The following is a 24,973-nucleotide window of genomic DNA, read 5'->3' on the forward strand; positions in this document are numbered from 1 at the left end:
TCCTGGAGTCCCCGTGTCGCTGCCACCCCTGGTCGAGCCGGCATCCGAGCTCACCGTCGACGAGGTCCGTCGGTACTCCCGCCACCTGATCATCCCGGACGTCGGGATGGACGGACAGAAGCGCCTGAAGAACGCGAAGGTGCTCTGCGTGGGGGCCGGCGGCCTCGGCTCGCCCGCCCTGATGTACCTGGCCGCGGCCGGCGTCGGCACCCTGGGCATCGTGGAGTTCGACGAGGTCGACGAGTCGAACCTCCAGCGCCAGATCATCCACAGCCAGGCCGACATCGGCCGCTCCAAGGCCGAGTCCGCGCGCGACTCCGTGCTGGGGATCAACCCCTATGTGAACGTCGTCCTGCACGAGACCCGGCTCGAGGCCGACAACGTGATGGAGATCTTCTCCCAGTACGACCTGATCGTCGACGGCACGGACAACTTCGCCACCCGCTACCTCGTCAACGACGCGTGCGTGCTGCTGGGCAAGCCGTACGTGTGGGGCTCCATCTACCGCTTCGACGGCCAGGCGTCCGTCTTCTGGAGCGAGCACGGCCCCTGCTACCGCTGCCTCTACCCCGAGCCCCCGCCGCCGGGCATGGTCCCCTCCTGCGCCGAGGGCGGCGTGCTGGGCGTGCTCTGCGCGTCGATCGGCTCGATACAGGTCAACGAGGCCATCAAGCTGCTGGCGGGCATCGGCGACCCGCTGGTCGGCCGGCTGATGATCTACGACGCCCTGGAGATGACCTACCGGCAGGTCAAGGTCCGCAAGGACCCCGACTGCGCGGTCTGCGGCAAGAACCCGACCGTCACCGAGCTCATCGACTACGAGGCCTTCTGCGGCGTCGTCTCCGAGGAGGCCCAGCAGGCCGCCGCCGGCTCGACGATCACGCCGCTCCAGCTGAAGGAGTGGATCGACGAGGGCCGGGACATCGACATCATCGATGTCCGCGAGCCCAACGAGTACGAGATCGTCTCCATCCCCGGCGCCCGGCTGATCCCCAAGAACGAGTTCCTGATGGGCAGCGCGCTCCAGGGGCTGCCGCAGGACAAGAAGATCGTCCTGCATTGCAAGACGGGTGTCCGCTCCGCGGAGGTGCTGGCCGTCCTGAAGTCCGCGGGCTTCGCGGACGCGGTGCACGTGGGCGGCGGCGTGATCGGCTGGGTCCACCAGGTGGAGCCGCAGAAGCCGGTGTACTGACGGTCCGGGTGTGAACCGGCCCTGCTCGCCCGGTGGCGAGCAGGGCCGGTCGGTGCTTACGGGCAGGTCGTGCCGTCCGCCGGGAGCCTGCCGTCGAGGAACGCGGCGTCGATGGTCTTCGTGGCGCACGCGTCGACGCCGTACGTGCCGTGGCCCTCGCCCTTGACGGTCAGCCGGACCCCGACGCCCTTGCCGAGCCGCTCCGCCATGTTCGCCGCGCCGGCCACCGGCGTCGCCGGGTCGCCCGCGTTGCCGACGACCAGGATCGGCGCGGCTCCCGCGGCGCTCACCTCCGGGGTCTTCCACTTGCCCTTCACCGGCCAGCCCGTGCACGACAGCAGCGACCACGCGGCGGACTCCCCGAAGACCGGCGAGGCCGCCTTGAACTCCGGCAGCAGCCGCCGGACGTCGTCCACGCTGTAGCGGTCCTGTGAATCGGCGCAGGAAATGGCCCGGTTGGCGGCCTGGAGATTGTTGTAGCGGCCGTCGGGCGCACGGCCCGCCATGGAGTCGAAGAGCAGGAGCAGGGTGTTGCCCGTGCCCTTGACCCTCGCCTCCTGGAGCCCGGCGGTCAGGTACTTCCAGGTGTCCTTGGAGTACAGCGCCGTCGCGATGCCGTTGGTGGCCTCGTCCTGGGTGAGCTCGCGCCCCTGGCTCGTCGGCAGGGGCTTCGCGTCGAGGTCCTTGAGGAGCGTGGTGATCTCGTCGAGGGTCGGGCAGCGGCCGCCGGTGCCCGCGGCGCCCGCCGAGGCGCAGTCCTTGAGGTAGTCGTCCAGCGCGAGCTGGAAGCCCTTGGTCTGGCCGAGGTCGCCCTGCACGGTGTCCTGCGTCGGGTCCACCACCGCGTCGAGAACGGTGCGTCCGACGTTCTTCGGGAACAGATGGGCGTAGACGCCGCCGAGTTCGGTGCCGTAGGAGATGCCGAAGTAGTGGAGCCTGGACTCGCCGAGCGCGGCCCGGATCCGGTCGAGGTCGCGGGCGGCGCTGACGGTGTCCACGTACGGCAGGACCTTGCCGGAGTTCTTGGCGCAGGCGTCGATGTACGCCTTGTTGACCGCGAGGGTCTGTTTGAGCTCGGCGTCGTCGTCGGGGGTGCCGTCCACTTGGTACGCCGCGTCGAGCTCCTTGTCGCTCTGGCAGCGCACGCCCGCGCTCTCGCCGACGCCGCGCGGGTCGAAGCTCACCAGGTCGTAGCGGGCGTGGAGGGTGGCGTAGCCGTCGGCGAGGGCGGGCAGCGCGGAGACGCCCGAGGCGCCGGGGCCGCCGAAGTTGAAGACGAGCGAACCGACGCGGTGGGACGAGTCCGTGGCCTTGCCGCGGATCAGCGCGAGGTCGATCTTCTCGCCGTCCGGCTTGGTGTAATCGAGCGGCACCGGGAGCTTCGCGCACTGCCAGGCCCTGCCGGGGGCCTTGCCCGTGCCCTGCGCGGCGGTCGGGGCGTCGCACGTCTTCCAGCTGAGCTTGACCACGGGGGAACCGTTCTTGCCCCCGTTGGTGTCTCCGCCGCTGCCGGCACCGCTGCCGCTGCCGCTGTTCCGGCCGTTCGCTCTGTCGCCGCCGTTGTCACCGCATCCGGTGGCGGCGAGGGCGATCACGAGGACGGTGGCGGCGAGGGAGGCGAGGGCCGTGACCCGGGGCCGTGTGGGACTCATTCCACCGACTCTACGGATGAATCGCCCTTTCCCGACCCCCTGACGACCCGGCGTACGGGCGTTGTCAGGCGGAGCGCAGGGGCGCACAGCCGATCCGGCCCGCGACGGCGTCGACGAACGCCGGGAAGGCGTGGCGCGGATCGTCGGCCCGGGTGCCGGTGCGGCCGGGTCCCGTGCGCATGGTGAACACCGTGGGGCGGCCCGCGCAGTCGGCCCGTATGAGCGCGCCCGTCGCCTCGATCCGCCCGTGGGCACGCCAGCCGGGCGCGGGTGGGCTGTCGCCCGTGAGCCCGTCGAACAGGGCGACGATCCTGGGCCGGGCGGTCATCGCGAACCGGGCCGCCCAGCGGAACGCGTCCGTCGCCGCCAGCGCGCACGTCTCGAAGTCGGGCTCGGAACTGCCCGTTCCGGCGGGTCTGCCCATCCCTGGGCCCGCTATGCCCGGTATTGCGCAGGCCCCGGGCGCGCGGGGTGACGCCAGTGGCCGCGCCTGCCGGGCGCATCCCGTCATCTTCGCGGCCCGGTTGGCCACGTCCAGCAGGAGCCTGCCCGTCCGTGCCGGGGAGGCGTCCGGGAACGATCCTGTCAGCGTGACCACCGACGGCCGGCCGCGCACGTCGCACGACTTCGGCAGCACCAGCGTGCCCGAGGAGGCCGTGACGAAGCCCGGGAGGGCGTCCGGGAGCGGCGAGTCGCCCCCGGCGAACAGCCCCGTCAGCCAGGCCCGGCGCTCGTCCGGCGCCTCGGGGCCCGTGCCGTAGCTGACCTCCAGTCGGTGCTCGACCCAGTGTTTGTTGCCGTTGCCGTTGCCGTTGCCGTCGTGGTCGTTGCCGGGGTCGTTGCCGCGCCAGCTCAGCGTGCACCGGCCGTGGGGGCGGCCCGGGCCCGGCGCGCTCTCCTGGGACACCCGATGCCGGGCGCCCCCGGCCTCCCCGCGGAACGGGCCGCTCTCCTCCGACCATGTGCCCCAGCAGTAATCCTGCCTGGCCAGCGGCCTGAACTGCGTCTGCCACAGCGCCATCAGGGCCGCCAGCAGCGCCGCTATGGCCAGGGCGCCGGTGAGCAGTCTGGCCCTGCGGCCCGGGTGTTCGGCCGTGCGTAACACCTCTGTCCCCCTCCGTCGCCCGTGCTGCCGGTCCGAGTGAAACTCTGTGCGGGCGATGGTAGTGCGGGCCACTGACATTCGAGCCGCAGGAGTTCGTAGTACCGGTGTGATGTGCTATGGGTGCTATGAGCACACCTTCCCGGGTGCCGGAACAGTACCTTCCAGCAGGTATGCGTCAACCGCGCTCTTCACGCACGCGTTGCCGCTGTCGTACGCGCCGTGGCCTTCTCCCCGGTACGTCATCTCGACTCCGACGCCCTTGCCGAGCTCCTGGGCCATCTTGCGCGCTCCCTCGTAAGGAGTCGCAGGATCACCGGTGTTGCCGACGACGAGGATGGGCGCCGAGCCCTTCGCGCTGACGTCGGGCGTCTGCCATTCGCCCTTTACGGGCCATCCGGTGCACTGCAGCAGGCTCCACGCCATGAAGTCCCCGAAGACCGGTGACGCCTTGTGGAACTCCGCCGCCCTCCGCTCGATGTCCGCCGCCGTGTAGCGCTGGGAGAAGTCGGCGCATGTGATGGCATTGAGCGACGCCTGGAGGGAGCTGTAAGTGCCCTCCTGGCCACGGCCGTTCATGGAGTCGCCCAGCATGAGGAGGATCTTCCCGTCACCGTTCTCGGCGTCCTCGACGCCCTCGGTGAGGTAGTCCCAGAATTCCTTCGAGTAGAGCGACTGCGCGATGCCGCTGGTCGCGAGCGACTGCGTGAGGTCGCGGCCCCCGCCGCCCGGCACCGGCTTCTTCTCCAGCCGCTCGAGGAGCGAGTTGATCTGCTGCTCGGTGGGGCAGTTGTCCGACGTCTTCGTGCAGGCCGCCATATAGTCGCCGAGGGCGAGCTGGAACCCGGCGGCCTGGGCGAGAGCGCTCTGCAGCGGATCGCTCGACGGGTCCACCACGCCGTCCATCAGCGCCCGGCCGACGTTCTTGGGGAACAAGTGGGCGTAGACGCCGCCCAGTTCGGTGCCGTACGAGACGCCGAAGTAGTGGAGCTTGTCGTCGCCCAGGACCTGGCGCATGAGGTCCATGTCCCGGGCGGCGTTCGTGGTACCGATGTGGGGGAGGAACTTGCCCGAGCGCTTCTGGCAGCCCTCCGCGTACTTCTTCACCCGGTCCACGAGGGCGTTCTGCTCGGCGGGGGTGGCCGGGGTGGCGTCCGCCGCGTAGTACGCGTCCAGTTCCTTGTCCGGCAGGCACGTCACCCCGTTGCTGCGGCCGACCCCGCGCGGGTCGAAGCTGACCAGGTCGTAGCGGGTGCGCAGGGTGCGGTAGTCGTCGGCGAACGCCGGGAGCGTCGTCACTCCCGATCCGCCGGGGCCGCCGAAGTTGAAGAGGAGCGAGCCGATGCGGTGCGACTGGTCGGTGGCCTTCGCCCGGATCATGGCGATGCCGATCTTCTCGCCGTCCGCGTGGGCGTAGTCGAGCGGCGCGCGCAGGGTCGCGCACTCCCAGTCCGGGCCGGGGGGACGGCCGGCGGTGCCCGCGTCCTCGCTGCGGCTGGGGGGTGGGCAGGGTTTCCAGTCCAGTTTCTGGTTCTGGAGGGGGGCGGCGGCGCCGGCCGTGGCGGCATTCGTGGCGGAGGGCGTCACCTGCCGTGCTTCGCCGTCGGCGTCGCCGCTGCAACCGGCGAGCCCGGTGACCGTGGTCAGCAGCGCGGCGGCGAGCAGCGCTCGCCCTCTGGACACGCGTACGGATCTGGACACGCCTCCCACTTTTGGGCGGCGGGGGCCGGGGCGCGCGCAGGGCGGGCCGTATGGGTTACGGCGGGCCTGTGGTTACAGAGCGACGAACCTTACTTCCGTCGCCTTCGCGCCGGCCCAGACGGGGGTGGCCTCCGTGAGCTTCAGCTCCGCTGCGGCGGCGGGGGTGATCTCAGCGACGATCTCAAGGTCGGCGTCCACGAGGACGCGCATTCTGCTGCCTTGTGAGGTGAGCTCGCGGACCTTGCCCTGCCAGACATTGCGGGGGCTGCTGGTGGTGGCCGTGGGGTGGGCGGTGTGGAGCGACACCGCTTCGGGGGTGATCACGGCTAGGCCCGGGCCGGGGGTGGGGGGTGGGTCCGCCGTGGTCAGGGTCGCGCCGTTGGGCAGGCGGAGGGTGCCGTCGGCTGTCGCCTCCGTCGGCCACGCGTTGAGGCCCAGCATGCGGGCCACCCAGGGGGAGCGGGGGTGCCGGGCCAGCTCGGCAGGGGGCGCGTACTGGGTCGTCCGGCCGTCCTCCAGGACGAGCACCTGGTCGGCGAGCGAGACGGCTTCCACGGGGTCGTGGGTAACGATCAGGCACACACCGGGAAAGTCGGCGAGGTGGGTGCGCAGGGTGTGGCGCACCTGGGCGCGGGTCGACTGGTCCAGGGCGGCGAGGGGTTCGTCGAGGAGGAGCAGGCTCGGGCCGGCGGCGAGGGCCCTGGCCAGGGCCACGCGCTGGGCCTGGCCGCCGCTGAGCAGGCCGGGCCTGCGGTGGGCGAGGTGGCCGATGCCCAGGTGGTCCAGCCACTGCTGGGCGGTGGCGTGGGCCTCGTTCTTCGGGGTGCCCTGGGCGCGCAGGCCGTAGGCGGTGTTGGCCAGGGCCGTGAGGTGCGGGAAGAGGGCGCCGTCCTGGGGGACCCAGGCGATTCGGCGGCGGTGGGGTGGGGCTGCTGATACGTCTTGGTCGCCGAGTGTCAGCGTTTCCGCCTTGGCGCGGTTTGTCAGGGCCAGGAGGGTGCGGAGGAGTGTTGTTTTGCCCGCGCCGTTGGGGCCTACTACGGCGATGGTGGTGCCGGCTTGGGCGGTGAGCGTTGTTTCCACAGCGCCGGTGACCGTGGTGCGCAGGGGGCGGGGGGTGGGTGCGGTCGGGGCCGGTGCGGGGCGGACCCCTCTGGGACTGAACTCTTCGTGGCCTCGGGCATCACGTGACGTCGTACCCGGCACGCGCCACGAAGAGTCCTTTACGTCCCTGCCGGGGCCCGCCCCGCCCCGGCCCCGACCTCCCGCCGTCGGCGTCTGCGGCCAGTGGCCCCGGAGGGTGAGGAGCACGGCTGTCGCTATGGCCAGGAGGAGCAGGCTTACGGCTGTCGCTCCTTCCGGGTCGTCCTGGAGGAGTAGGTAGACCTGGAGGGGGAGCGTCTGCGTGACGCCCGGAAGGTTGCCCGCGAATGTGATCGTCGCCCCGAACTCGCCCAGGGCGCGGGCCCAGCAGAGGGCCGCTCCCGCGAAGAGGCCCGGCGCGATCATGGGCAGGGTGATCGTGCGGAAGGTGTGGAGTGGGGTCGCTCCCAGGGAGGTTGCCGTCTCCTCGTAGCGGGGGTGGAGTCCGTTGAGTGCTCCTTCCAGGCTGATTACCAGGAAGGGCATGGCCACGAAGGTCGAGGCCGTGACCGCTGCTGTGGTGGTGAAGGGGATCGTGATGCCGAACCACTCGTCCAGCCAGGGGCCCAGGACGCCCCGGCGGCCGTAGCCCTGGAGGAGGGCCACGCCCGCGACGGTGGGCGGGAGGACCATCGGCAGCATCACGAGGGAGCGGACGAGCGCCTTGCCCGGGAAGTCCACCCGGGCCAGCAGCCAGGCGAGCGGGACCCCCAGGACGAGGGACAGCGCCAGGGAGTACGCCGAGACCGTGAGGCTCAGCGCGAGGGCCTGGGTGACCTCGTGGGAGGTCAGGCGGGACGGGAGGCTGCCCCATGGTGTGCGGGTCAGGACGCCTGCCAGGGGGAGGAACAGGAAGCCGATGGCGAGGACGGAGGGGATCGCCAGGGGCAGGGGCGTACGGGCCCTCATGGCTGCTGGAAGCCCGCTCCACGGAGGAGCTTCTGGGCCTCGGCCGAGCCGAGCCACTTGACGAAGTCGGCCGACTCCTTGGTGTGCTTCGAGCCCTTGAGGGTCGCGGCGGGGTAGGCGGCCACCGCGTTCTGGTCGTCGGGGATGGTGACGGTCGCGACCTTGTTCCCGGCGGCGGTGGCGTCCGTGACGTACACGATGCCCGCGTCCGCCTCGCCGAGGGTGACCTTGCTCAGCACGGCGCGGACGCTGGGCTCCTGGGAGACCGGCTTGACGTCGACGTGTTGCTGGTCGAGCACCTTCTTGCTGTAGCGGCCCGCGGGTACTTCGGGCGCCGCCAGGACCACCTTGAGGGTGGGGTTGGAGAGGTCGGAGAGGCCCTGGATCTTCTTGGGGTTGCCGGGGGCCGTGGCGATCGTCAGGCGGTTCTTCGCGATGGTGGTGGGGGCGTTCGTCTGCTGGGCGAGCCCGTCCATCGTCTTGGTGTCGGCCGTCACGAGGGCGTCGGCGGGCGCGCCCTGGCGCACCTGGGCGGCCAGCTCCTGGGAGCCCGCGAAGGAGAAGTTCACCTTGGTGCCGGGGTGCTCCTTCTCGTAGAGGGCCCCGGCTTGTTTGAAGACGTCCGTGAGGGAGGCGGCGGCGAGGACCGTCAGGGTGGTCCGCTGCTTGGCGTCGTCGCTCTTGTCGCCGCTGCCGCAGGCCGTGGCCAGGGGGAGGAGGAGCGCTGCCGCCAGGGCCGTGCGTACGAGGGTGCGGGGCATGGACTCTCCTGGTCAGGCGCGGTCGATGTGGACGTTGGTGGCCTTCACCCGGGCCACGGCCTCCATGCCCACGGCCAGGCCCAGCTCCTCCACGGCCTCGCGGGTGAGGAGGGAGACGAGGCGGTGCGGCCCGGCCTGGATCTCCACCTGCGCGGCCACGTCGCCGAGCTTCACGGCGGTGATGATCCCGGGGAAGGCGTTGCGGGCGCTGGTGTGCGGCTCGTCGTCGCTCTCGTTCGCCTCGGCGGCGAGGCTCACGGAGAAGGCCGCGAGGTCGGGCCCCTCGACGATCCGCTTGCCGGCCTCGTCGCGCCGGGTGGGGATCCTGCCCGCGTCGGCCCAACGCCGGACGGTGTCGGGACTCACGCTCAGCAGACGGGCTGCCTGCCCGATGGTGTACGACCGCATGTGCGGCACGTTATGTCGATTCAGCTCGCATCTGCAAGGCTGGATGTATCCCCTGCCGGGTAAATCCAGCCCCTCCGGCGTTTGAGGAGCGGGGGTCCGGGGGCGGAGCCCCCGGGAAACGGTGAAAGGGCGGGACTGGGGCCAGCCCCGCAGGGCCGCCCCCTAGATCGCACCCTTCCGCGTCAGATGCGTGAACGACGCCCAGCCGGGCAGTACGGGAAGCCAGAGGGTCATCAACCGGAACAGCAGCACGGCGGGAGCCGCCTGCTCCGCCGGCAGCCCCGCAAAGGTCAGCGCACCCGTCAGCGCGAACTCCACCGCCCCCACACCGCCCGGCGTCGGCGCCGCCGACCCCAGCGCGTTGGCGGTGAGGAAGACGACCGCGATACTCGCGTAGCTGAGGTCGCCCCCGAACGCCCGGATCGACGCGTCCAGGCACATGACGTTCGCCGCCGTCAGCAGCAGCATCCCGCCGATGCCGAAGAAGAGCTTCTGCGGCCGCTGGAGCACGTCCAGCATGCGCGGCACGACGCCCGCGAACAGCGACCGCACCCGGGTCGAGACGAACTTCCGCAGCACCGGGATCGCGGCGACCACCAGCACCAGGACCGCGGCCGTCAGCAGGCCGCCGATCACGGTCCGGGAGGGGCCCAGGGACGAGCTGCGTTCCGTGCCCGTCACATAGCCGAAGGACAGCAGCAGCATGATGTGGCAGGCCAGGCCGAAGAGCTGGGACGCCCCGACGCTCGCCACGGCCAGGCCCGGGCGGATGCCCGCCCGCTGGAGGAAACGGGTGTTCAGGGCCACGCCGCCCACCGCGGCGGGGGCGACGATCTTCACGAACGAGCCCGCGACCTGCGCCATGACCGTCCGGCCGAAGGTCACCTTCTCGGGGACGAAGCCGAGGAGGCTCATCGCGGCGGCCACATAGGTCAGCGCCTGGAAGGCCACGGCCATCGCGACCCACGCCCAGTTGGCCTTGTCGACGAGATCGCCGAACTTGACGTGCGTGAGCTGGGACAGCAGGAAGTACGCGGCGATCGCGCCCGCGACGAAGCTGATCAGCGTGCGGGGCTTGATCCGCTCCAGGCGCACCGGCTCTATCGGCGCCTGCGGCCGGATGAGCAGGACCTGGCGGCGGATCTGGGCGAGGAGGTCCTCCTCGCGGGCCTCCTCGAGGGCCTCGCCGAGCGCCTTCTTCTCCGCCTGGCGCTCGGCCTTGAGGGCCTTGCGGCCGGCCTCGACGGGCTCCGCCTCGGCGGCGCGTTCGGCCTCGCGGGCCTCCTTGGCCAGGCGGGCGTTCTCCAGCACCCGTTCGCGCTCGCGCTCCGACCGCTCGCGGGCGAGCTGGCGCAGGGTCGCGCGGCTGACGCGGGTGAGGGCGAGGGGTTGGAGGAGGGGGAGGCTGTCGGCCACGGCGTCGGGGCCGAGGACCTCGACGGCGGTGGCCACGGCCCGTTCGGCGCCGACCCGCAGGCCGAGGGTGACGAGGAGCTGGGCGACGTCCATGCGGAGCACGAGGTCGCCGGCCGCGATCTCGCCGCCGCGCAGGTCCGTGAGGACCACATTGCCGGAACGATCCACCAGCAGGGCGTCGCCGTCGAGCCTGCGGTGGGCGATGCGGCGCGACTGGAGGGCCTTGAGCTGGTGCCAGGCGCCCCGCATCAGCTCGTCGGTGATCTCCTCGGTGGGGACGGAGACCAGCGGGCGGCCGCCGATGTGCTCGTAGACGAGCATGACGGCGTCCGGGCCCAGCTCGGAGGTGGCGATGAGCTTGGGCGCGTTCGCGCCGGCGGCGATGGCCGCGTAGGCGAGCAGCGCCTCCTGCTCGAGGGCCTGGCGCAGCGACAGCAGGCTGCGGCGCTGGATGATCCCGCGCAGGGCCAGGCGCTGCCAGACGCGGTAGAAGAAGCCCTGGGCCTGCTGCTCGCGGTCGACGACGGTGACGTCGAGGGGCGGGCCCTCCTCCAGGGTGACGATGTAGCGGCGGCCCCGGTCGGGGTGCTGCTCGGCGGTCTCGGTGTCCTCGGCGCGCAGCGCGGTCTCCGGGCGGAAGCCGACGCGCCGGAGCCCGGCGAGGAGGTGCTGGCCGGTGGGGCGGACGTTGGGGGAGCCGACGGCGTAGAGGGTGGCGTAGGCGACGGTCCAGCCGATCAGGACGGTGATGGCGATGGAGAACGGCGTGGTGTAGCCGTTGACCAGCACCGCGAAGGCGTCCAGGAGGAGGACGGCCCACATGGCCACGCGCCAGCGGGGCCGCCGGGACATGCCGACGGCCGTCATATAGGCGATCACGGGCGCCAGGTAGCCGTGCACCGGGTCGGTGAAGCCGCCGGCGGGCGAGGGCTGGGAGAGCGCGGCGCGGATGGACTCGGGCGCCGAATCGGCCACCCACAGGTCGGTGGCCAGGGACACGCCGTGGGCCAGCACGGCGGCCAGGACGCCGTCGGCGATGCGCAGCCCGTCGCGTTTGATCAGCCGTTCGATGGCGAAGGCCACCGGGACGATGAAGACCGCGATGTTCGCCGTGAGCCCGGCGAAGCTGGCCAGCAGATGGGGCGCCTTGCCGGTGCTCGCGCTGATGTCCTGCGCCAGGCCGGAGGTGGTGGCGTGGGCGAAGGCCGCGAGCGCGAGCACGAGGGCGATGCCCACGATGCCCAGGAAGAGCCGGACCAGATCGGCCGGGCGGTGGACACGGGCGGGGAGCAGCGGCTCGTCGCCGGAGACCTTGTCGATGTGGCCCTCACCGTCCTCGCACGGGTACGCGCCGGCGCGCCCGTCACAGGGCAGCACTTCGCGGGCGCGGGCCTCGTCCGGAGGCTGCGCGCCCTGCTGCTCGTCGGTCTCTTCTCGGTCTCGTATCACCAGTCACCGCCCGGAAGATGGTGGCATGGCCCGGCCGGGCAAGGGGGTATCAGGGTGCATTTCGGGGGGCGCGGACTCCGGATCGTACGCCCTGTAGTGCGATGACGCACTCTGGGTGATCTTGCGGACCGCCCGGTTCCGGCCGCCGGGGCGGCCCCGCCGGGCGGGCGATGCGGCAGTATGCACCGGATGGACGAGCTTCCCGAGTACGCGGAACGGGTGCTGGCCGTCGCCGAGCTGATTCCGGCCGGCCGGGTGATGACCTATGGGGACGTCGCCGAGTGGCTGGACGAGGGCGGCCCCCGGCAGGTCGGCCGCGTCATGGCCCTCTACGGCGGGGCCGTGCCCTGGTGGCGCGTCGTGCGGGCGGACGGCCTGCTGCTGCCGGGACACGAGCGGGACGCCCTGGCCCACTACCGCGCCGAGGGCACCCCGCTGCGGGAGCCCGGCCGGGCCGCCGGGGGACGGATGCCCCGGATCGCCATGGCCCGCGCCCGCTGGGACGGCGGCGGGGATGTGACTCCGCCCACGACTCCGCGCACCTGACGGCCGGAGGACCGCCGCCACCGGGCCGCGCCCCGGCCCGTGACCGCAAGGCGTTACCCGAACGGATGAGGTCACCCGGGAGGGACGAAGGCACCCGGGACGCACTGCGCCACACGGGTCTCCTGGCGTAGCGTCGGGGGTCGCCCTCCGCGCCGTGACACGTCCCGGCCGACCGACCACCCGTACCTCCCCCCAGGACCGGCGACACACGTGAGCTCCTCCTCGTCCCACCAGCGGCCCGACACGGGCGCGTACCGCCTCGTGCGCACGCCGCCGGGCCCGGTGGTCCCTCCTGAGCTGGACGCGTGCCAGCGCGCGGTGGTTGACCACGGGCGGGGGCCGCTGCTGGTGCTCGCCGGACCGGGCACGGGCAAGACGACCACGCTCGTCGAGGCCGTGGCCGAACGGGTGCGGCGGGGCACCGACCCCGCGCGGATCCTCGTCCTCACCTTCAGCCGCAAGGCGGCCGTCGAACTGCGCGACCGGATGGCGGCCCGGCTCGGCGGCGCCCAGGGCCCGCGAGCCACCACCTTCCACTCCTACTGCTACGCGCTGGTCCGCGCCCACCAGGACGTCGAACTGTTCATCGAGCCCACCCGGCTGCTGTCCGGCCCGGAGCAGGACGTCATGGTGCGCGAGCTACTGGAGGGCGAACTGCAGCTCGGCAAGGAGGGGCGCGGCCGGGTGCGCTGGCCCGACGAGCTGCGCGCCTGCCTGACCACACGCGGCTTCGCCGACGAGATGCGCGCCGTCCTCGCCCGCAGCCGGGAGCTAGGCCTCGGCCCCGGCGAGCTCGACGCCTTCGCCCGGCGCGCCGGCCGCCCCGACTGGCGCGCGGCCGCGTCCTTCCTCGCCGAGTACCTGGACGTCCTCGACGCGCGCGGCGTCCTCGACTACGCCGAGCTCGTCCACCGCGCCGTCCTCCTCGCCGGGCGCCCCGAGGTCGCGGCCGAACTGGGCCGGAGCTACGACGCCGTCTTCGTCGACGAGTACCAGGACACCGACGTCTCCCAGCTCCGGCTGCTGCGCGCGCTGGCGGGCGGCGGCCGCACCCTGATCGCCTTCGGCGACCCCGACCAGTCCATCTACGCCTTCCGGGGCGCGGACGTCGGCGGCATCCTCGACTTCCCGCACGCCTTCCCGCGCGCCGACGGCACGCCCGCCCCCGTAGCGGTCCTCAACACCTCGCGCCGCTCCGGCGCCGCCCTCCTCGCCGCCACCCGGCTGCTCACCCACCGGATGCCGCTGACCCGGCTGCCGGCCGCCGCCGTACGCGCCCACCGCGAACTCGCGCCCGTACGGGACGGGGGCCGGGTGGAGGCGTACACCTACCCGACGGCGGGCGCCGAGCTCGACAACATCGCCGACATCCTCCGCCGCGCCCACCTGGAGGACGGCGTCCCCTGGCAGGACATGGCCGTCCTCGTCCGCGCGGGCTCCCGCTCGATACCGTCCCTGCGCCGCGCCCTGACCTCGGCGGGCGTCCCCATCGAGGTCGACGGCGACGACATCCCCCTCCGCCACGAACCAGCGGTGGCCCCCTTGCTGACGGCGCTACGAGCGGTGGCGGATGCCTCAACGGGTGGGCGGGTGGGAGACACCGCGCCGAAGGCGCGGAACTGGCTCACGCCGGAGACGGCGCTCACCCTCCTCACGTCCCCCCTGGGCGGCATGGACAGCGCGGACCTCCGCAGACTGGGCCGCGCCCTGCGGGACGAAGAACGGGCCGCGGGCGAAACCACCCCGCGTCCCTCGGACACCCTCATCGCCGAGGCCCTCGCAGACCCCGCACGCCTGGTCGCGCACGACCCCGCGTACGCGCGCCCCGCCCAGCGCCTGGGCGCCCTCCTCGCAGGGGCGCGTGAGCTCCTGGCGCGCGGCGGCACGGCCGAGGAAGCCCTGTGGCACCTCTGGGACGGCACTCCCTGGCCCACCCGCCTGCGACGCGCCGCGCACCGCGGCGGCCCGGCCGGCCGCAACGCCGACCGCGACCTCGACGCCGTCTGCGCTCTCTTCGAGACCGCCGCCCGCGCCGAGGAGCGCACCGGCGGCCGCGGCGCCCTGAACCTCCTCGACGAGCTCGACGCCCAGGACATCGCCGCCGACACCCTCACCCGCAGGGCCGTGCGCCCCGACGCCGTCCGGCTGATGACCGCGCACCGTTCCAAGGGCCTGGAGTGGCGGCTCGTCGTCGTCGCGGGCGTCCAGGAGGGCCTCTGGCCCGACCTGCGCCGCCGCGGCTCGCTCCTGGAGGCCGACCGCATCGGCCGCGACGGCATCGCCGAGCCCCTCGGCGCGGGCGCGCTCCTCGCCGAGGAGCGCCGGCTGTTCTACGTGGCCGCCACCCGCGCCCGCGACCGGCTCGTGGTCACGGCGGTCAAGGCGGCCGCCGAGGACGGCGACCAGCCTTCCCGCTTCCTGACCGAGCTGGGCACCGAGCCCGTCGACGTCACCCAGCGCCCGCGCCGCCCCCTGGCCGTGGCCGCGCTCGTCGCCGAGCTGCGTGCCACCACCGTCGACCCCGCCGCCGCAGGCGCCCTGCGGGCCGCCGCCGCCGAACGGCTCGCCCGGCTCGCCGCCCTGCGCGACGAGGAGGGCCAGCCGCTCGTCCCCGCCGCGCACCCCTACCGCTGGTGGGGCCTGCACGAGCCGACCCACAACGAGGTGCCGCTGCGCGACCCGGAACGGCCCGTCACGCTGTCCGGCTCGGCCCTCGGCCAGCTCACCGAGGACGGCTGCTCCCTCCAGTGGTTCCTGGGCCGCGAGGTCAAGGCGGACGCCCCCGCCACCGCCGCCCAGGGCTTCGGCAACGTCGTCCACGTCCTCGCCGACGAGGTCGCCTCCGGCCGCACCCCCGCCGACCTCGCCGTGCTCATGGAGCGCCTGGAGACCGTCTGGGAGTCCCTGGCCTTCGACGCCCCCTGGAAGTCGCGGCAGGAGAGGGAACAGGCCCGCGCCGCCCTGGAGCGCTTCCTGCGCTGGCACGTGATGGAACGCGCCCGCGACGCCGTCGTCACCGAGCACCCCTTCGACGTCACCCTCAAGGCCCGGCAGTACCAGGTGCGCATCCGCGGCTCCATGGACCGCGTGGAGCAGGACGACCAGGGCCGCGCGTATGTCGTCGATTTCAAGACCGGCAAGAACGCGCCCTCCGCCAAGGACGTCGAGCGCCACCCCCAGCTCGCCGTCTACCAGCTCGCCGTCGCCGAGGGCGCCGTGGACGACGCCTTCGGCGGCGCCCGGCCCCGGCCCGGCGGCGCCGAACTCGTCCACCTGCGCCAGGGCGCGGCGAAGAAGGACGGCGGGGAGACCCTGCCCAAGGTCCAGGCGCAGGAGCCCCTCGACGGCGAGTGGATCGGCGAGCTGCTCGCCGAGGCCGCGGGCCGGGTCCTCGAGGAACGTTTCACTCCCCGCCCCGGCCGGCAGTGCGACCACTGCTCGTTCCGCGCCTCGTGCAGTGCCCGGCCCGAGGGCCGGCAGATCGTGGAGTGAGATGTCAGTGCCTCCCGCTAACGTCACCGGCATGCCCGCGCGCCTGACCGATCCCGAGCAGCTCAAGGAGCTCCTCGGCATCCCCTTCACCCCGGAGCAGACGGCCTGTATCACCGCGCCGCTCGCCCCGCAGGTCATCGTGGCCGGCGCGGGCTCCGGCAAGACCACGGTCATGGCCGCGCGCGTCGTCTGGCTGGTCGGCACCGGGCAGGTCGCGCCCGAGGAGGTCCTCGGCCTGACGTTCACCAACAAGGCGGCGGGCGAGCTCGCCGAGCGCGTCCGCAAGGCCCTGGGGAAGGCCGGCATCGGCCTGGAGCCCTCCGAGGGGGAGACCGGCGGCGAGCCCCGGATCTCCACCTACCACGCCTTCGCCGGCCAGCTCCTCAAGGAGCACGGCCTGCGCATCGGCCTGGAGCCCACCTCCCGCCTCCTCGCCGACGCCACCCGCTTCCAGCTCGCCGCCCGCGTCCTGCGCTCCTCGCCGGGCCCGTACCCGGCCCTCACCCGCCCCTTCGCCGACCTGGTCACCGACCTGCTGGCCCTGGACGGCGAACTGGCGGAGCACCTGACCGAACCGGAAGAGCTCCGCGCCCACGACCACGACCTGCTGGAAACCCTCGGCCGCGCCAAGCTCACCAACGCGGACCTGCGCAAGATCCCGGAGACGGCGCGCGCCCGCCTGGAGCTCCTGGAGCTCGTCGAGGCGTACCGCGAGGAGAAGCGCTCCCGCGACCTCCTCGACTTCGGCGACCAGATCGCCCGCTCCGCCGAGCTCGCCCGCACCCGGCCCGAGGTGGGCCGCCTCCTTCGCGAGCAGTTCAAGGTCGTCCTCCTCGACGAGTACCAGGACACGTCCGTCGCCCAGCGCCTGCTGCTGGCCGGTCTCTTCGGCGCCGGCACGGGCCACGCGGTGACCGCCGTCGGCGACCCCTGCCAGGCCATCTACGGCTGGCGCGGCGCCTCCGTGGCCAACCTCGACGACTTCCCGGCCCACTTCCCGCACCCCGACGGGCGGCCCGCCGAGCGCTACTCCCTCAGCGAGAACCGCCGCAGCGGCGGCCGCCTCCTGGACCTGGCCAACACCCTCGCGGCCCCCCTCCGCGCCCGCCACGAGGGCGTCGAGGCCCTGCGCCCGGCCCCGGGCGCCGAGCGCGACGGCGTCGTCCGCTGCGCCCTGTTGCCCACCCACGCCGAGGAGCTCGACTGGCTCGGGGACTCCCTCGCCCACCTCGTCCGCACCGGCACCCGCCCGGGCGACATCGCCGTCCTGTGCCGCACCGCCACCGACTTCGCCGAGATCCAGGCCGCCCTGGTCCGGCGCGACATCCCCGTGGAGGTCGTCGGCCTGTCCGGTCTCCTCCACCTCCCCGAGATCGCCGACCTCGTCGCCGTCTGCGAGGTCCTCCACGACCCCACGGCCAACGCCTCCCTGGTCCGCCTGCTGACGGGCCCCCGCTGGCGCGTCGGCCCCCGCGACCTGGCCCTGCTGGGCCGCCGCGCCAGGACGCTCGTCCCCTACGGCCCCACCGGCACCGACCCCGACCGCCGCCTGGCCGAGGCCGTGGAGGGCGTGGACCCCACGGAGACGACGTCCCTGGCCGACGCCCTCGACACCTTCCTGTCGGCCGCCCCCGAGGACGACCTGCCCTTCTCCACCGAGGCCCGCGTCCGCTTCGCCCGCCTCGCGGCCGAGCTCCGCGACCTCCGCCGCAGCCTCGGGGACCCCCTCATGGACGTCCTCCACCGCGTCCTTGCCACCACGGGCCTGGAAGTCGAGCTCTCCGCGTCCCCCCACGCCCTGGCGGCCCGCCGCCGGGAGACCCTCACCCAGTTCCTGGACATCGCCGCCGGCTTCGCCGCCCTCGACGGCGAGGTCACCCTGGCCGCCTTCCTCGGCTTCCTGCGCACGGCCGCGCAGTACGAGAAGGGCCTGGACAGCTCGCTGCCCGGCGGCGAGGACACCGTCAAGATCCTCACCGCGCACAAGTCCAAGGGCCTGGAGTGGGACGTGGTGGCCGTCCCGGGCCTGGTCGCGAAGACCTTCCCCAGCGAGCAGTCCCGCGACTCCTGGACGTCCCAGCCCAAGGTCCTCCCGCACGCCCTGCGCGGCGACGCCGACACCCTCCCCGACGTCACCGACTGGACGGCCAAGGGCCTGACGTCCTTCAAGGCCGCGATGAAGGCCCACCAGCACACCGAAGAGCTGCGCCTGGGCTACGTCACCTTCACCCGCCCCCGCAACCTCCTCCTGGGCTCCGGCCACTGGTGGGGCCCGAACCAGAAGCGGACGCGCGGCCCGTCGGAGTTCCTGGAGGCCCTCCGCGAGCACTGCGAAGCGGGACACGGCGAGATCGAGGCATGGGCGGACGCTCCGGAAGAGGCCGCGGAGAACCCGGCCCTGACCCGGGAGACGAACCACGCCTGGCCCCTGCCGCTGGACAAGGCTTCCCTGACCCGCCGACGGGAGGCGGCGGAAGCAGTCCTGCAGCACTTGAAGCACCTGGAAAGGGAGGGCCCTGCCCGCCCCGGCCCCGCCCGACCCACGACGCACCCGCTGCTCCCCGAGGAGACCCGCACCGTCGCGTCCTGGGACCGCGATCTGAACGCCCTCGCCGGCGAACTCCAGCGCACCCGCGCCAAGGTCCACGACGTAGTCCTGCCCTCCAGCCTGACCGCCACCCAGCTGATGCACCTGGCCGCCGACCCCGACGGCTTCGCGAGCGACCTCGCGCGCCCCATGCCGCGCCGCCCCCAGCCCGCCGCCCGCCGGGGCACCCGCTTCCACGCCTGGCTGGAGTCCCGCTTCGAGGCGCTCCCCCTGCCGTTCCTGGACCTGGACGAACTGGACGAGCTGCATCTGGACGGGCTCCCCGGCGTTCCCGAGATCACCGACGAGCAGGACCTGGCCGAACTCAAGGAGGCCTTCCAACGCACCCCGTACGCGAACCGCACCCCGTACCGGGTGGAGGCCCCCTTCCAGCTCACCCTCGCGGGCCGCACGATCAGGGGCCGCATTGACGCGGTGTACCGCGAGCGGGACGCCGGCCACGACACGTACGAGATCGTCGACTGGAAAACGAGCCGCACCCGGACCGCCGACCCCCTCCAGCTGGCGATCTACCGCCTGGCCTGGGCCGAGCAGCAAGGACTGCCGCTCTCCTCCGTGACGGCCGCGTTCGTGTACATCCGCGACGGCGAGAAGGCGATCCCGCCGGACCTGCCGGACCGGGCCGGGCTGGAACGGATCCTCCTGGGGGAGGACGTGTGACGAAACCCGGTCCTGGTCGCCCCGCGTGTCCGGATAGGCTCGATGGCATGAGCACTGCCCCGGACAACGCCGTCCGCGCGTACATCGACGTGCACCGCGCCGCCTTCCTCGCCGACCTGGCCGAGTGGCTGCGCATCCCTTCCGTGTCGGCCGACCCGGCCAACGCGGCCGATGTGCGCCGGAGCGCCGAGTGGCTGGTGGCGAAGCTCAAGGAGACGGGTTTCCCGACGGCGGAGATCTGGGAGACGGGAGCCGGGAACGGCGCCCCCGCCGTGTTCGCGGAGTGGCCCTCCGGCGAGGAGGACGCACCCACGGTCCTGGTCTACGGCCACCACGACGTCCAGCCCGCCGCCCGCGAGGACGGCTGGCACACGGACCCGTTCGAGCCGACGACGATCGACGGCCGGCTGTACGCGCGCGGCGCGGCCGACGACAAGGGCCAGGTGTTCTTCCACACCCTGGGCGTCCGCGCCCACCTGGCGGCCACCGGCCGCACCGCCCCGGCCGTCAACCTCAAGCTGATCGTGGAAGGCGAGGAGGAGTCGGGCTCGCCGAACTTCCCCGCGCTGATCGCCGCGCACGCGGACCGGCTCGCCTGCGACGCCGTGATCGTCTCGGACACGGGCATGTGGTCGGAGGACACCCCGACGGTGTGCACGGGCATGCGCGGCCTGGCCGAGTGCCAGATCGACCTGTACGGCCCGGACCAGGACATCCACTCCGGTTCCTTCGGCGGCGCCGTGCCCAACCCGGCCACGGAGGCCGCCCGCCTGGCGGCCGCCCTCCACGACGAGGACCGTAGGGTGACGATCCCGGGGTTCTACGACGGGGTCGTGGAGCTGACCGACCAGGAGCGCGAGCTGATCGCCGAGCTGCCGTTCGACGAGAAGCGCTGGCTGCGTGCCGCGCACTCGCACGGCACCCTCGGCGAGGCGGGCTACAGCACCCTGGAGCGGGTGTGGGCCCGTCCGACCGCCGAGGTCAACGGCATAGGCGGCGGCTACCAGGGCCCCGGCGGCAAGACGATCGTCCCGTCGTCGGCCCGGCTGAAGCTGTCCTTCCGGCTGGTCGCGGGCCAGGACGCCGACCGCGTCCAGGAGTCCGTGCGCGACTGGGTGGCGGCCCGCCTCCCGGAGGGCGGCGGCATCCGCCACGAGATCACGTTCACCGGCTCGACCCGCCCCTGTCTGACCCCGCTGGACCACCCGGCGCTCCAGTCGGTCGTACGGGCCATGACCAAGGCCTTCGGCCAGAAGATCCGCTTCACGCGCGAGGGCGGCTCGGGCCCGGCGGCGGACCTCCAGGACGTCCTGGGTGCCCCGGTGCTGTTCCTCGGCATCTCGGTGCCGTCGGACGGCTGGCACGCGCCGAACGAGAAGGTCGAGCTGGACCTCCTCATGAAGGGCGTGGAGACGGCCGCCCACCTGTGGGGAGACCTGGCCGCCACGGCCCGCACGGGCGCCGGCGCCTAGGGGCCATGCGCGGGCCCGCGCCCAAAAGCACAAACACTGTCAAGAGGGGGAGTTGGAAGCAGCCGTGACCACCTGGACCGAATTCACCGCCACCCGGCCCGACACGCTCGACGTCGCACTGAGCGGCGCGAGCGGCATCGACCGTGCCGCGCACCACCGTCTGGACGAGGCGTGGCTCGCCGCCGCGTGGAGCCACCCCACGACGCGGGTCTTCGTGGTCTCCGGCGGTCAGGCGCTGATCGACGACACCCCCGACGGCCGCACCGAGCTGGTGATGACACCCGCCTTCGAGGCGCCGGTCACCGAGACCCACCGCTACTTCCTCGGCAAGGACGAGGACGGCGTGGCCTACTTCGCGCTCCAGAAGGACGCGCTGCCCGGCCGCATCGACCAGTCCGCGCGCCCGGCGGGCCTGCGGGAGGCCGGCCTGCTGCTGTCCCCGCGCGACGCGGGCCTGCTCGTCCACGCCGTGGCCCTGGAGAACTGGCAGCGGCTCCACCGCTTCTGCTCGCGCTGCGGCGAGCGCACGGTGATCGCGGCCGCGGGCCACATCCGCCGCTGCCAGGCCTGCGGCGCCGAGCACTACCCCCGTACCGACCCCGCCGTGATCATGCTGGTCACGGACGAGAAGGACCGGGCGCTGCTGGGCCGCCAGATGCACTGGCCGGAGGGCCGCTTCTCGACGCTCGCGGGCTTCGTGGAGCCGGGGGAGTCCATCGAGGAGGCGGTGCGCCGGGAGGTCTCCGAGGAGGCGGGCGTCGTCGTCGGCGACGTGGAGTACATCGCCAGCCAGCCGTGGCCGTTCCCGTCCAGCCTGATGCTGGGCTTCATGGCCCGGGCGACGTCCTCGGACATCCAGGTGGACGGCGAGGAGATCCACGAGGCGCGCTGGTTCTCCCGGGACGAGCTGCGGGCCGCGTTCGAGAGCGGGGAGGTCCTGCCTCCGACCGGCATCTCCATCGCGGCCCGCCTGATCGAGCTCTGGTACGGCGAGCCGCTCCCGTAGGGGAGCGCCGCCACCAGGCGCCGACGCCCATGGGCGTCAGGCGCCGACCTTCGCCTTCACCTGCGCCAGCGAGGGGTTGGTGAGCGTGGAGCCATCGGCGAAGAGCACGGTGGGCACGGTCTTGCGTTTTCCCGTCGGGATAAGGTCCATAACGGACAAAGCCCGATGCAAGGAACAAGAACGCAGTGAAGCGCGCACTCGGAGTCATACGACTCTCAGTCGGCAACGTCGGTCAGACAGGAGACGATACCCAGCGGCGGCGCATTGACAAGCGCATCGCGGCCGTCTCCCGAGCCACCCTCTACCGGCACATCGGTGAGAGCGCCTGAGACAGGCGCACGCGGACATGAGCAGGCCCCCGGCATCACGTCGGGGGCCTGTCACGCGTAGGTCTGCCTGGCTGGGCACGGGAGCTCGGGAGCAGCACGGTTCGGGGAGCACGTCACGAGGGCGACGGAGTGGAAGACAGTGCCGTTCAGGTAGTGGCCAAGGGACACGTCGCCTCCCCACGTAAGCCGCTCGACTGCGGCCTTCACCAGGACAACCAGCCTGGTCACCTCCCGGTCCTCCTCGGAGGCGAACCTGGGGGCGAACTCCGCGAGCTGGAGGCCGAGCCAATGGCCGGCATCCTTGGGCTCCTCCCACGTTCCCCGGATCATCGAGGGCGGTTTCATCAGCCAGTGCGCCGTCTGGATCGGCGGCACGTCGGACGTCGGGAACACGGCCACAGCCTCCCGGTACCGGTCGACGACATCCTTGTCACTGGTCGCCGTCGGGGCCTGGCCGGGTGGTCTGCGGATGCTCTCCTTGTCGAAGGTCTTCTTCTCCCCGAGCCATGCGTAACCGTGATGGTGCACTCCCGCTCCGTTCCATGGGAATGGCGACGGCCCCGCCCGTCGGCGCGAGGGCAGGGCCGTCAGTTCAGGTGGTCCGGGTGGTTCAGGCGGACAGTTCGAAGCGAGCGGGGTCGATGCCCGCCGCGTTCAGCTCCGCAGTGGTGAAGCGCAGCGGTACGGCGCCTGGGCGCTTGCTGTCGCCCATGGCCCACGCGTCCGGCCCGATCTTCGCGAGCGTTACGCATGCCTCGCCGTCCGGGTGGGTGTTGCCGCCGCACGCCTTGGAGAACTCGGCTCCGTCGATGGGGAGCTCGTACAGGTCGGTCATCGCTGTGTGTCCTTCCTGATCTGCCTGACGGCCGTTGGAGGCCGTCCTCCGCCCTCGGTGGGCGGAAGTTTTGAAGGTGGGGGGCTCCGGCTTCCCTGGGTCCGGAGCGATGCCCTCACCGCCCAGGGCGGCACCCCAGCCAAGGGGCGGACCGGGGGAGAGAACCTGAGCACGTCAGCTCAGACGGGACACGTCCTGTCCCTGTTCAAGCCTTGTCCGGTCGGGGGCGTACCTGTCACTCCGCCGGGGAGACGGAGCAGTGACAGGAACCTGTGCACACTCACGGAGTCGAGGGCGCTCTCAGCGCCTGCGCGATCCGCTCGATGGCGTCAGCCGGAAGCATCCCGAGATGCACGTAGGGACGGCCGGTGTGCGTCACCGTCGGGCGTATGCCGCTCCACACGGACTCGGGGAGACCGAGAGCGGACAAGGCCGCCCGCATCGCTTCCGTGGCGTCAGAGGCCCGCGTACGGCCGTCTCTCCACGTCCGCATGTCCATCACGCCGCAGCCGTTCCCCGCCGGGGGCACTTCCCCGCATGCCGGTACACCACCACGGGCGGACCCGAAGCGCGCTCAATGGTTCCCCTGCGGACCGGGTCGAGAGGCTTCACGCCACAGCGGCACACGGAACACTTCTCACCCTGGGGCGCGTAGGTCACGTACTCCCATGCGCCCGGGTCACGCTCCGGCGTCTTCCCATTCGCCGATGCCATATCGCCGCCTCCGCGTAGCTTGGTGTGCGGACGACGCTAGAGACGGGGCTGTACGCGGCTCCACCTTGTTGCACCCCGTTGCACGGAATCACCCAAGAGCGGTGAGAGCCTCGCGAATGAGGTCGCGAGCTGGCTCCCCTCGTACAGCCGACTGGGAAAGCTCTGTGAAGGCGCGTAGGTAGGTACGGATCTCCCCAGGGGTGGTCAGGTTGATCTCGGCGGTGAGCGTCTCGACGGCCACCTGTTGGTCATCGAACGCGTAGAAGGCTTCGAGGGGCCACACCGTCCGAGACGCTCGCTTCGGGATGATGCCGAGCGAGACATTCGGTCGCTTCATGATGGTCAGCAGATGGCCGAGCTGCTCGCCCATGGCCTCGTCATCGCACACCCGGTAGTAGAGGACCGTCTCTTCGAGGAGCAGGGCGAACCGGTGGTCACCTTCACGGACGACCCGGGACCGGTCGAGTCTCGCTTTCACCGCGTCGGCCACGTCATCCGGCGTCCCCTGGAAGGCGGTGATCGTCCCGAGAAGTCCTGTCGCGTATCCGGCGGTCTGGAGCATGCCCGGCACCACGTTCGACGCGTAGACACGAAATGAGCGGGTCCGCTGGTACAGCGGCACGGTCTTCTCATGAACCCGCCGCATGCCGTCTTTGTGGATCTGCTTCCACTCGACATACATGGACTCGGCGTTCCGCGAAGCGGCGATGATGTCCGCCGCCTGGTCTTCGGCGCCACAGGCTATGCACCACGCACGAATGTCGGCGTCCGAAGGCGGCGTGATGCCCCGTGCGATGCGGGATGACTTGGCCCGGTGCCAGCCGCACCGGACGGCCAGCTCATGCCCTGAGAGCCCAGCGTCCTTCATCAGCCCCTGGAGGCGGGTGGCGACGGCCTTGCGCGCGGCTTGGGCGCTGGAGAGCGGAGAGGTAGGCATGAGCTGGTCGTCCAGGGATCAGACGGTGTATTTCTCGTGAGGGATCGCGCGCTCCCACACGGCTTCAAATGCTGCGGCGCACTGAGCGGCGACGGCAGGATCTTCCGTCTGGTCCGTGTGCACCCACCGGCCGATGCCATCGAAGATGTTGAACTGGACGAGCCGACCGTCGAACAGCCAGAAGTCGTTCCCTGGCAAGAGGAGGTCGGACGCGGCGCGACGCGGCAGCCAACGAATCTGCTCCCCGGCCGCGACGTTGGTGAACGTGCCCGAGTGCTCGAAGGCGATGTAATCGCTGACCGGCTCGGACACGATCCGGGCCCGCCGGATCAGTACTCCCTTCGCCGTCACCTCCTGCACGAGGTCGAGCCAAGGCAGCCACCAGGACGCCCGGTCGTCCGGGTCCAGCCGGTGACCTGCCTTCCACGCGGCGAAGCCTTCGATCTCGTTGTCGACGCCGTAGCCGTCCCGCATCTCCAGATGCACGGCCGACTCCCGGACCGACCTTATGAGGCTGGAGAAGTCAGTCAGACTCTGCGACACGGAGCGCCTCCCGGAGAAGCGGGATCATCCGCTTCGGAACCCTGATCACCGACTCGTGGCCAGGGATCGGAACATCCCGCGAGCTTGCACTCGTGGTC

At 72.2% G+C, this 24,973-nt stretch carries 17 protein-coding genes and 1 pseudogene; 6 read left to right on the forward strand and 12 right to left on the reverse strand.

Translation table 11 applies throughout. From position 1 onward, the window contains the following. The first annotated feature begins 13 nt into the window (after positions 1 to 13). Entirely contained in the window at positions 14 to 1,192 is a 1,179-nt protein-coding gene (moeZ, locus tag EKH77_RS21205; protein WP_126915912.1) for an adenylyltransferase/sulfurtransferase MoeZ, read from the forward strand. A gap of 56 nt (positions 1,193 to 1,248) precedes the next feature. Here the strand turns inward: moeZ and EKH77_RS21210 are convergent, their stop codons facing one another. From EKH77_RS21210 to EKH77_RS21240, 7 genes are all read right to left on the reverse strand, one after another. Beyond that, complete coding sequence (locus tag EKH77_RS21210; RefSeq protein WP_126915913.1) at positions 1,249 to 2,844, reverse strand: alpha/beta hydrolase; 1,596 nt, start codon at positions 2,842 to 2,844, stop codon at positions 1,249 to 1,251. Positions 2,845 to 2,908: 64 nt separating this feature from the next. Then, a complete protein-coding gene (locus EKH77_RS21215) occupies positions 2,909 to 3,949 on the reverse strand; it encodes a hypothetical protein (protein WP_126915914.1) in 1,041 nt (346 codons plus the stop codon). 123 nt (positions 3,950 to 4,072) lie between these two features. Continuing rightward, complete coding sequence (locus tag EKH77_RS21220; RefSeq protein WP_240667465.1) at positions 4,073 to 5,629, reverse strand: alpha/beta hydrolase; 1,557 nt, start codon at positions 5,627 to 5,629, stop codon at positions 4,073 to 4,075. A 90-nt stretch (positions 5,630 to 5,719) separates the two neighbouring features. Further along, positions 5,720 to 7,699 (reverse strand): ABC transporter permease, encoded by a 1,980-nt coding sequence (locus EKH77_RS21225; RefSeq protein ID WP_126915916.1) that lies wholly within the window; start codon positions 7,697 to 7,699, stop codon positions 5,720 to 5,722. Further along, complete coding sequence (modA, locus tag EKH77_RS21230) at positions 7,696 to 8,460, reverse strand: molybdate ABC transporter substrate-binding protein (RefSeq protein WP_126915917.1); 765 nt, start codon at positions 8,458 to 8,460, stop codon at positions 7,696 to 7,698. The genes EKH77_RS21225 and modA overlap by 4 nt, the downstream gene beginning before the upstream one ends. Before the next feature lie 12 nt (positions 8,461 to 8,472). Continuing rightward, on the reverse strand, positions 8,473 to 8,868 hold the full coding sequence (locus EKH77_RS21235) for a TOBE domain-containing protein (protein WP_126915918.1): 396 nt from the start codon (positions 8,866 to 8,868) through the stop codon (positions 8,473 to 8,475). 162 nt (positions 8,869 to 9,030) lie between these two features. Continuing rightward, on the reverse strand, positions 9,031 to 11,733 hold the full coding sequence (locus EKH77_RS21240; RefSeq protein ID WP_126915919.1) for a lysylphosphatidylglycerol synthase transmembrane domain-containing protein: 2,703 nt from the start codon (positions 11,731 to 11,733) through the stop codon (positions 9,031 to 9,033). 189 nt (positions 11,734 to 11,922) lie between these two features. On the opposite strand from EKH77_RS21240, the gene EKH77_RS21245 reads away from it, so the two are divergent. The 5 genes from EKH77_RS21245 (at position 11,923) to nudC (ending at position 21,517) form a co-directional block, all read left to right on the forward strand. Next, positions 11,923 to 12,279, forward strand: coding sequence for an MGMT family protein (locus EKH77_RS21245; protein ID WP_276319234.1), 357 nt, complete (start codon positions 11,923 to 11,925; stop codon positions 12,277 to 12,279). A 210-nt stretch (positions 12,280 to 12,489) separates the two neighbouring features. After that, complete coding sequence (locus tag EKH77_RS21250; RefSeq protein ID WP_126915921.1) at positions 12,490 to 15,771, forward strand: ATP-dependent helicase; 3,282 nt, start codon at positions 12,490 to 12,492, stop codon at positions 15,769 to 15,771. A gap of 31 nt (positions 15,772 to 15,802) precedes the next feature. Beyond that, positions 15,803 to 19,039, forward strand: a complete 3,237-nt coding sequence (locus tag EKH77_RS21255) for an ATP-dependent DNA helicase (RefSeq protein ID WP_126915922.1) — start codon at positions 15,803 to 15,805, stop codon at positions 19,037 to 19,039. Between the two features lie 47 nt (positions 19,040 to 19,086). Beyond that, a complete protein-coding gene (locus tag EKH77_RS21260; RefSeq protein ID WP_126915923.1) occupies positions 19,087 to 20,511 on the forward strand; it encodes a dipeptidase in 1,425 nt (474 codons plus the stop codon). Positions 20,512 to 20,575: 64 nt separating this feature from the next. Then, a complete protein-coding gene (gene nudC / locus EKH77_RS21265; RefSeq protein WP_126915924.1) occupies positions 20,576 to 21,517 on the forward strand; it encodes an NAD(+) diphosphatase in 942 nt (313 codons plus the stop codon). A gap of 36 nt (positions 21,518 to 21,553) precedes the next feature. On the opposite strand, the pseudogene EKH77_RS21270 reads toward nudC, so the two are convergent. The 5 genes and pseudogenes from EKH77_RS21270 to EKH77_RS21300 form a co-directional block, all read right to left on the reverse strand. Next, a pseudogene (locus EKH77_RS21270) lies at positions 21,554 to 21,649 on the reverse strand (NrdH-redoxin); the annotation flags it as partial. Between the two features lie 248 nt (positions 21,650 to 21,897). Beyond that, entirely contained in the window at positions 21,898 to 22,374 is a 477-nt protein-coding gene (locus EKH77_RS21275) for a hypothetical protein (RefSeq protein WP_126915925.1), read from the reverse strand. Positions 22,375 to 22,456: 82 nt separating this feature from the next. Beyond that, the gene (locus EKH77_RS21280) at positions 22,457 to 22,681 is read right to left on the reverse strand and encodes a DUF397 domain-containing protein (protein WP_126915926.1); all 225 of its coding nucleotides are present in this window, start codon (positions 22,679 to 22,681) and stop codon (positions 22,457 to 22,459) included. 802 nt (positions 22,682 to 23,483) lie between these two features. After that, complete coding sequence (locus tag EKH77_RS21295; RefSeq protein WP_126915928.1) at positions 23,484 to 24,332, reverse strand: helix-turn-helix domain-containing protein; 849 nt, start codon at positions 24,330 to 24,332, stop codon at positions 23,484 to 23,486. 18 nt (positions 24,333 to 24,350) lie between these two features. Then, the gene (locus tag EKH77_RS21300; RefSeq protein ID WP_126915929.1) at positions 24,351 to 24,875 is read right to left on the reverse strand and encodes a DUF6879 family protein; all 525 of its coding nucleotides are present in this window, start codon (positions 24,873 to 24,875) and stop codon (positions 24,351 to 24,353) included. Between the last annotated feature and the right edge of the window lie 98 nt (positions 24,876 to 24,973).

The organism is Streptomyces luteoverticillatus, from assembly GCF_003970715.1.
Taxonomy (GTDB): Bacteria; Actinomycetota; Actinomycetes; order Streptomycetales; family Streptomycetaceae; genus Streptomyces; species Streptomyces abikoensis.

Bases quoted from the DNA above. Each gene is read 5' to 3' on its own strand.
- EKH77_RS21210 (WP_126915913.1), bottom strand. From the start codon at position 2,844: ATGAGTCCCACACGGCCCCGGGTCACGGCCCTCGCCTCCCTCGCCGCC.
- EKH77_RS21225 (WP_126915916.1), bottom strand. From the start codon at position 7,699: ATGAGGGCCCGTACGCCCCTGCCCCTGGCGATCCCCTCCGTCCTCGCC.
- modA (WP_126915917.1), bottom strand. From the start codon at position 8,460: ATGCCCCGCACCCTCGTACGCACGGCCCTGGCGGCAGCGCTCCTCCTC.
- EKH77_RS21235 (WP_126915918.1), bottom strand. From the start codon at position 8,868: ATGCGGTCGTACACCATCGGGCAGGCAGCCCGTCTGCTGAGCGTGAGT.
- EKH77_RS21245 (WP_276319234.1), top strand. From the start codon at position 11,923: ATGGACGAGCTTCCCGAGTACGCGGAACGGGTGCTGGCCGTCGCCGAG.
- EKH77_RS21255 (WP_126915922.1), top strand. From the start codon at position 15,803: ATGCCCGCGCGCCTGACCGATCCCGAGCAGCTCAAGGAGCTCCTCGGC.
- EKH77_RS21260 (WP_126915923.1), top strand. From the start codon at position 19,087: ATGAGCACTGCCCCGGACAACGCCGTCCGCGCGTACATCGACGTGCAC.
- EKH77_RS21280 (WP_126915926.1), bottom strand. From the start codon at position 22,681: ATGACCGACCTGTACGAGCTCCCCATCGACGGAGCCGAGTTCTCCAAG.
- EKH77_RS21295 (WP_126915928.1), bottom strand. From the start codon at position 24,332: ATGCCTACCTCTCCGCTCTCCAGCGCCCAAGCCGCGCGCAAGGCCGTC.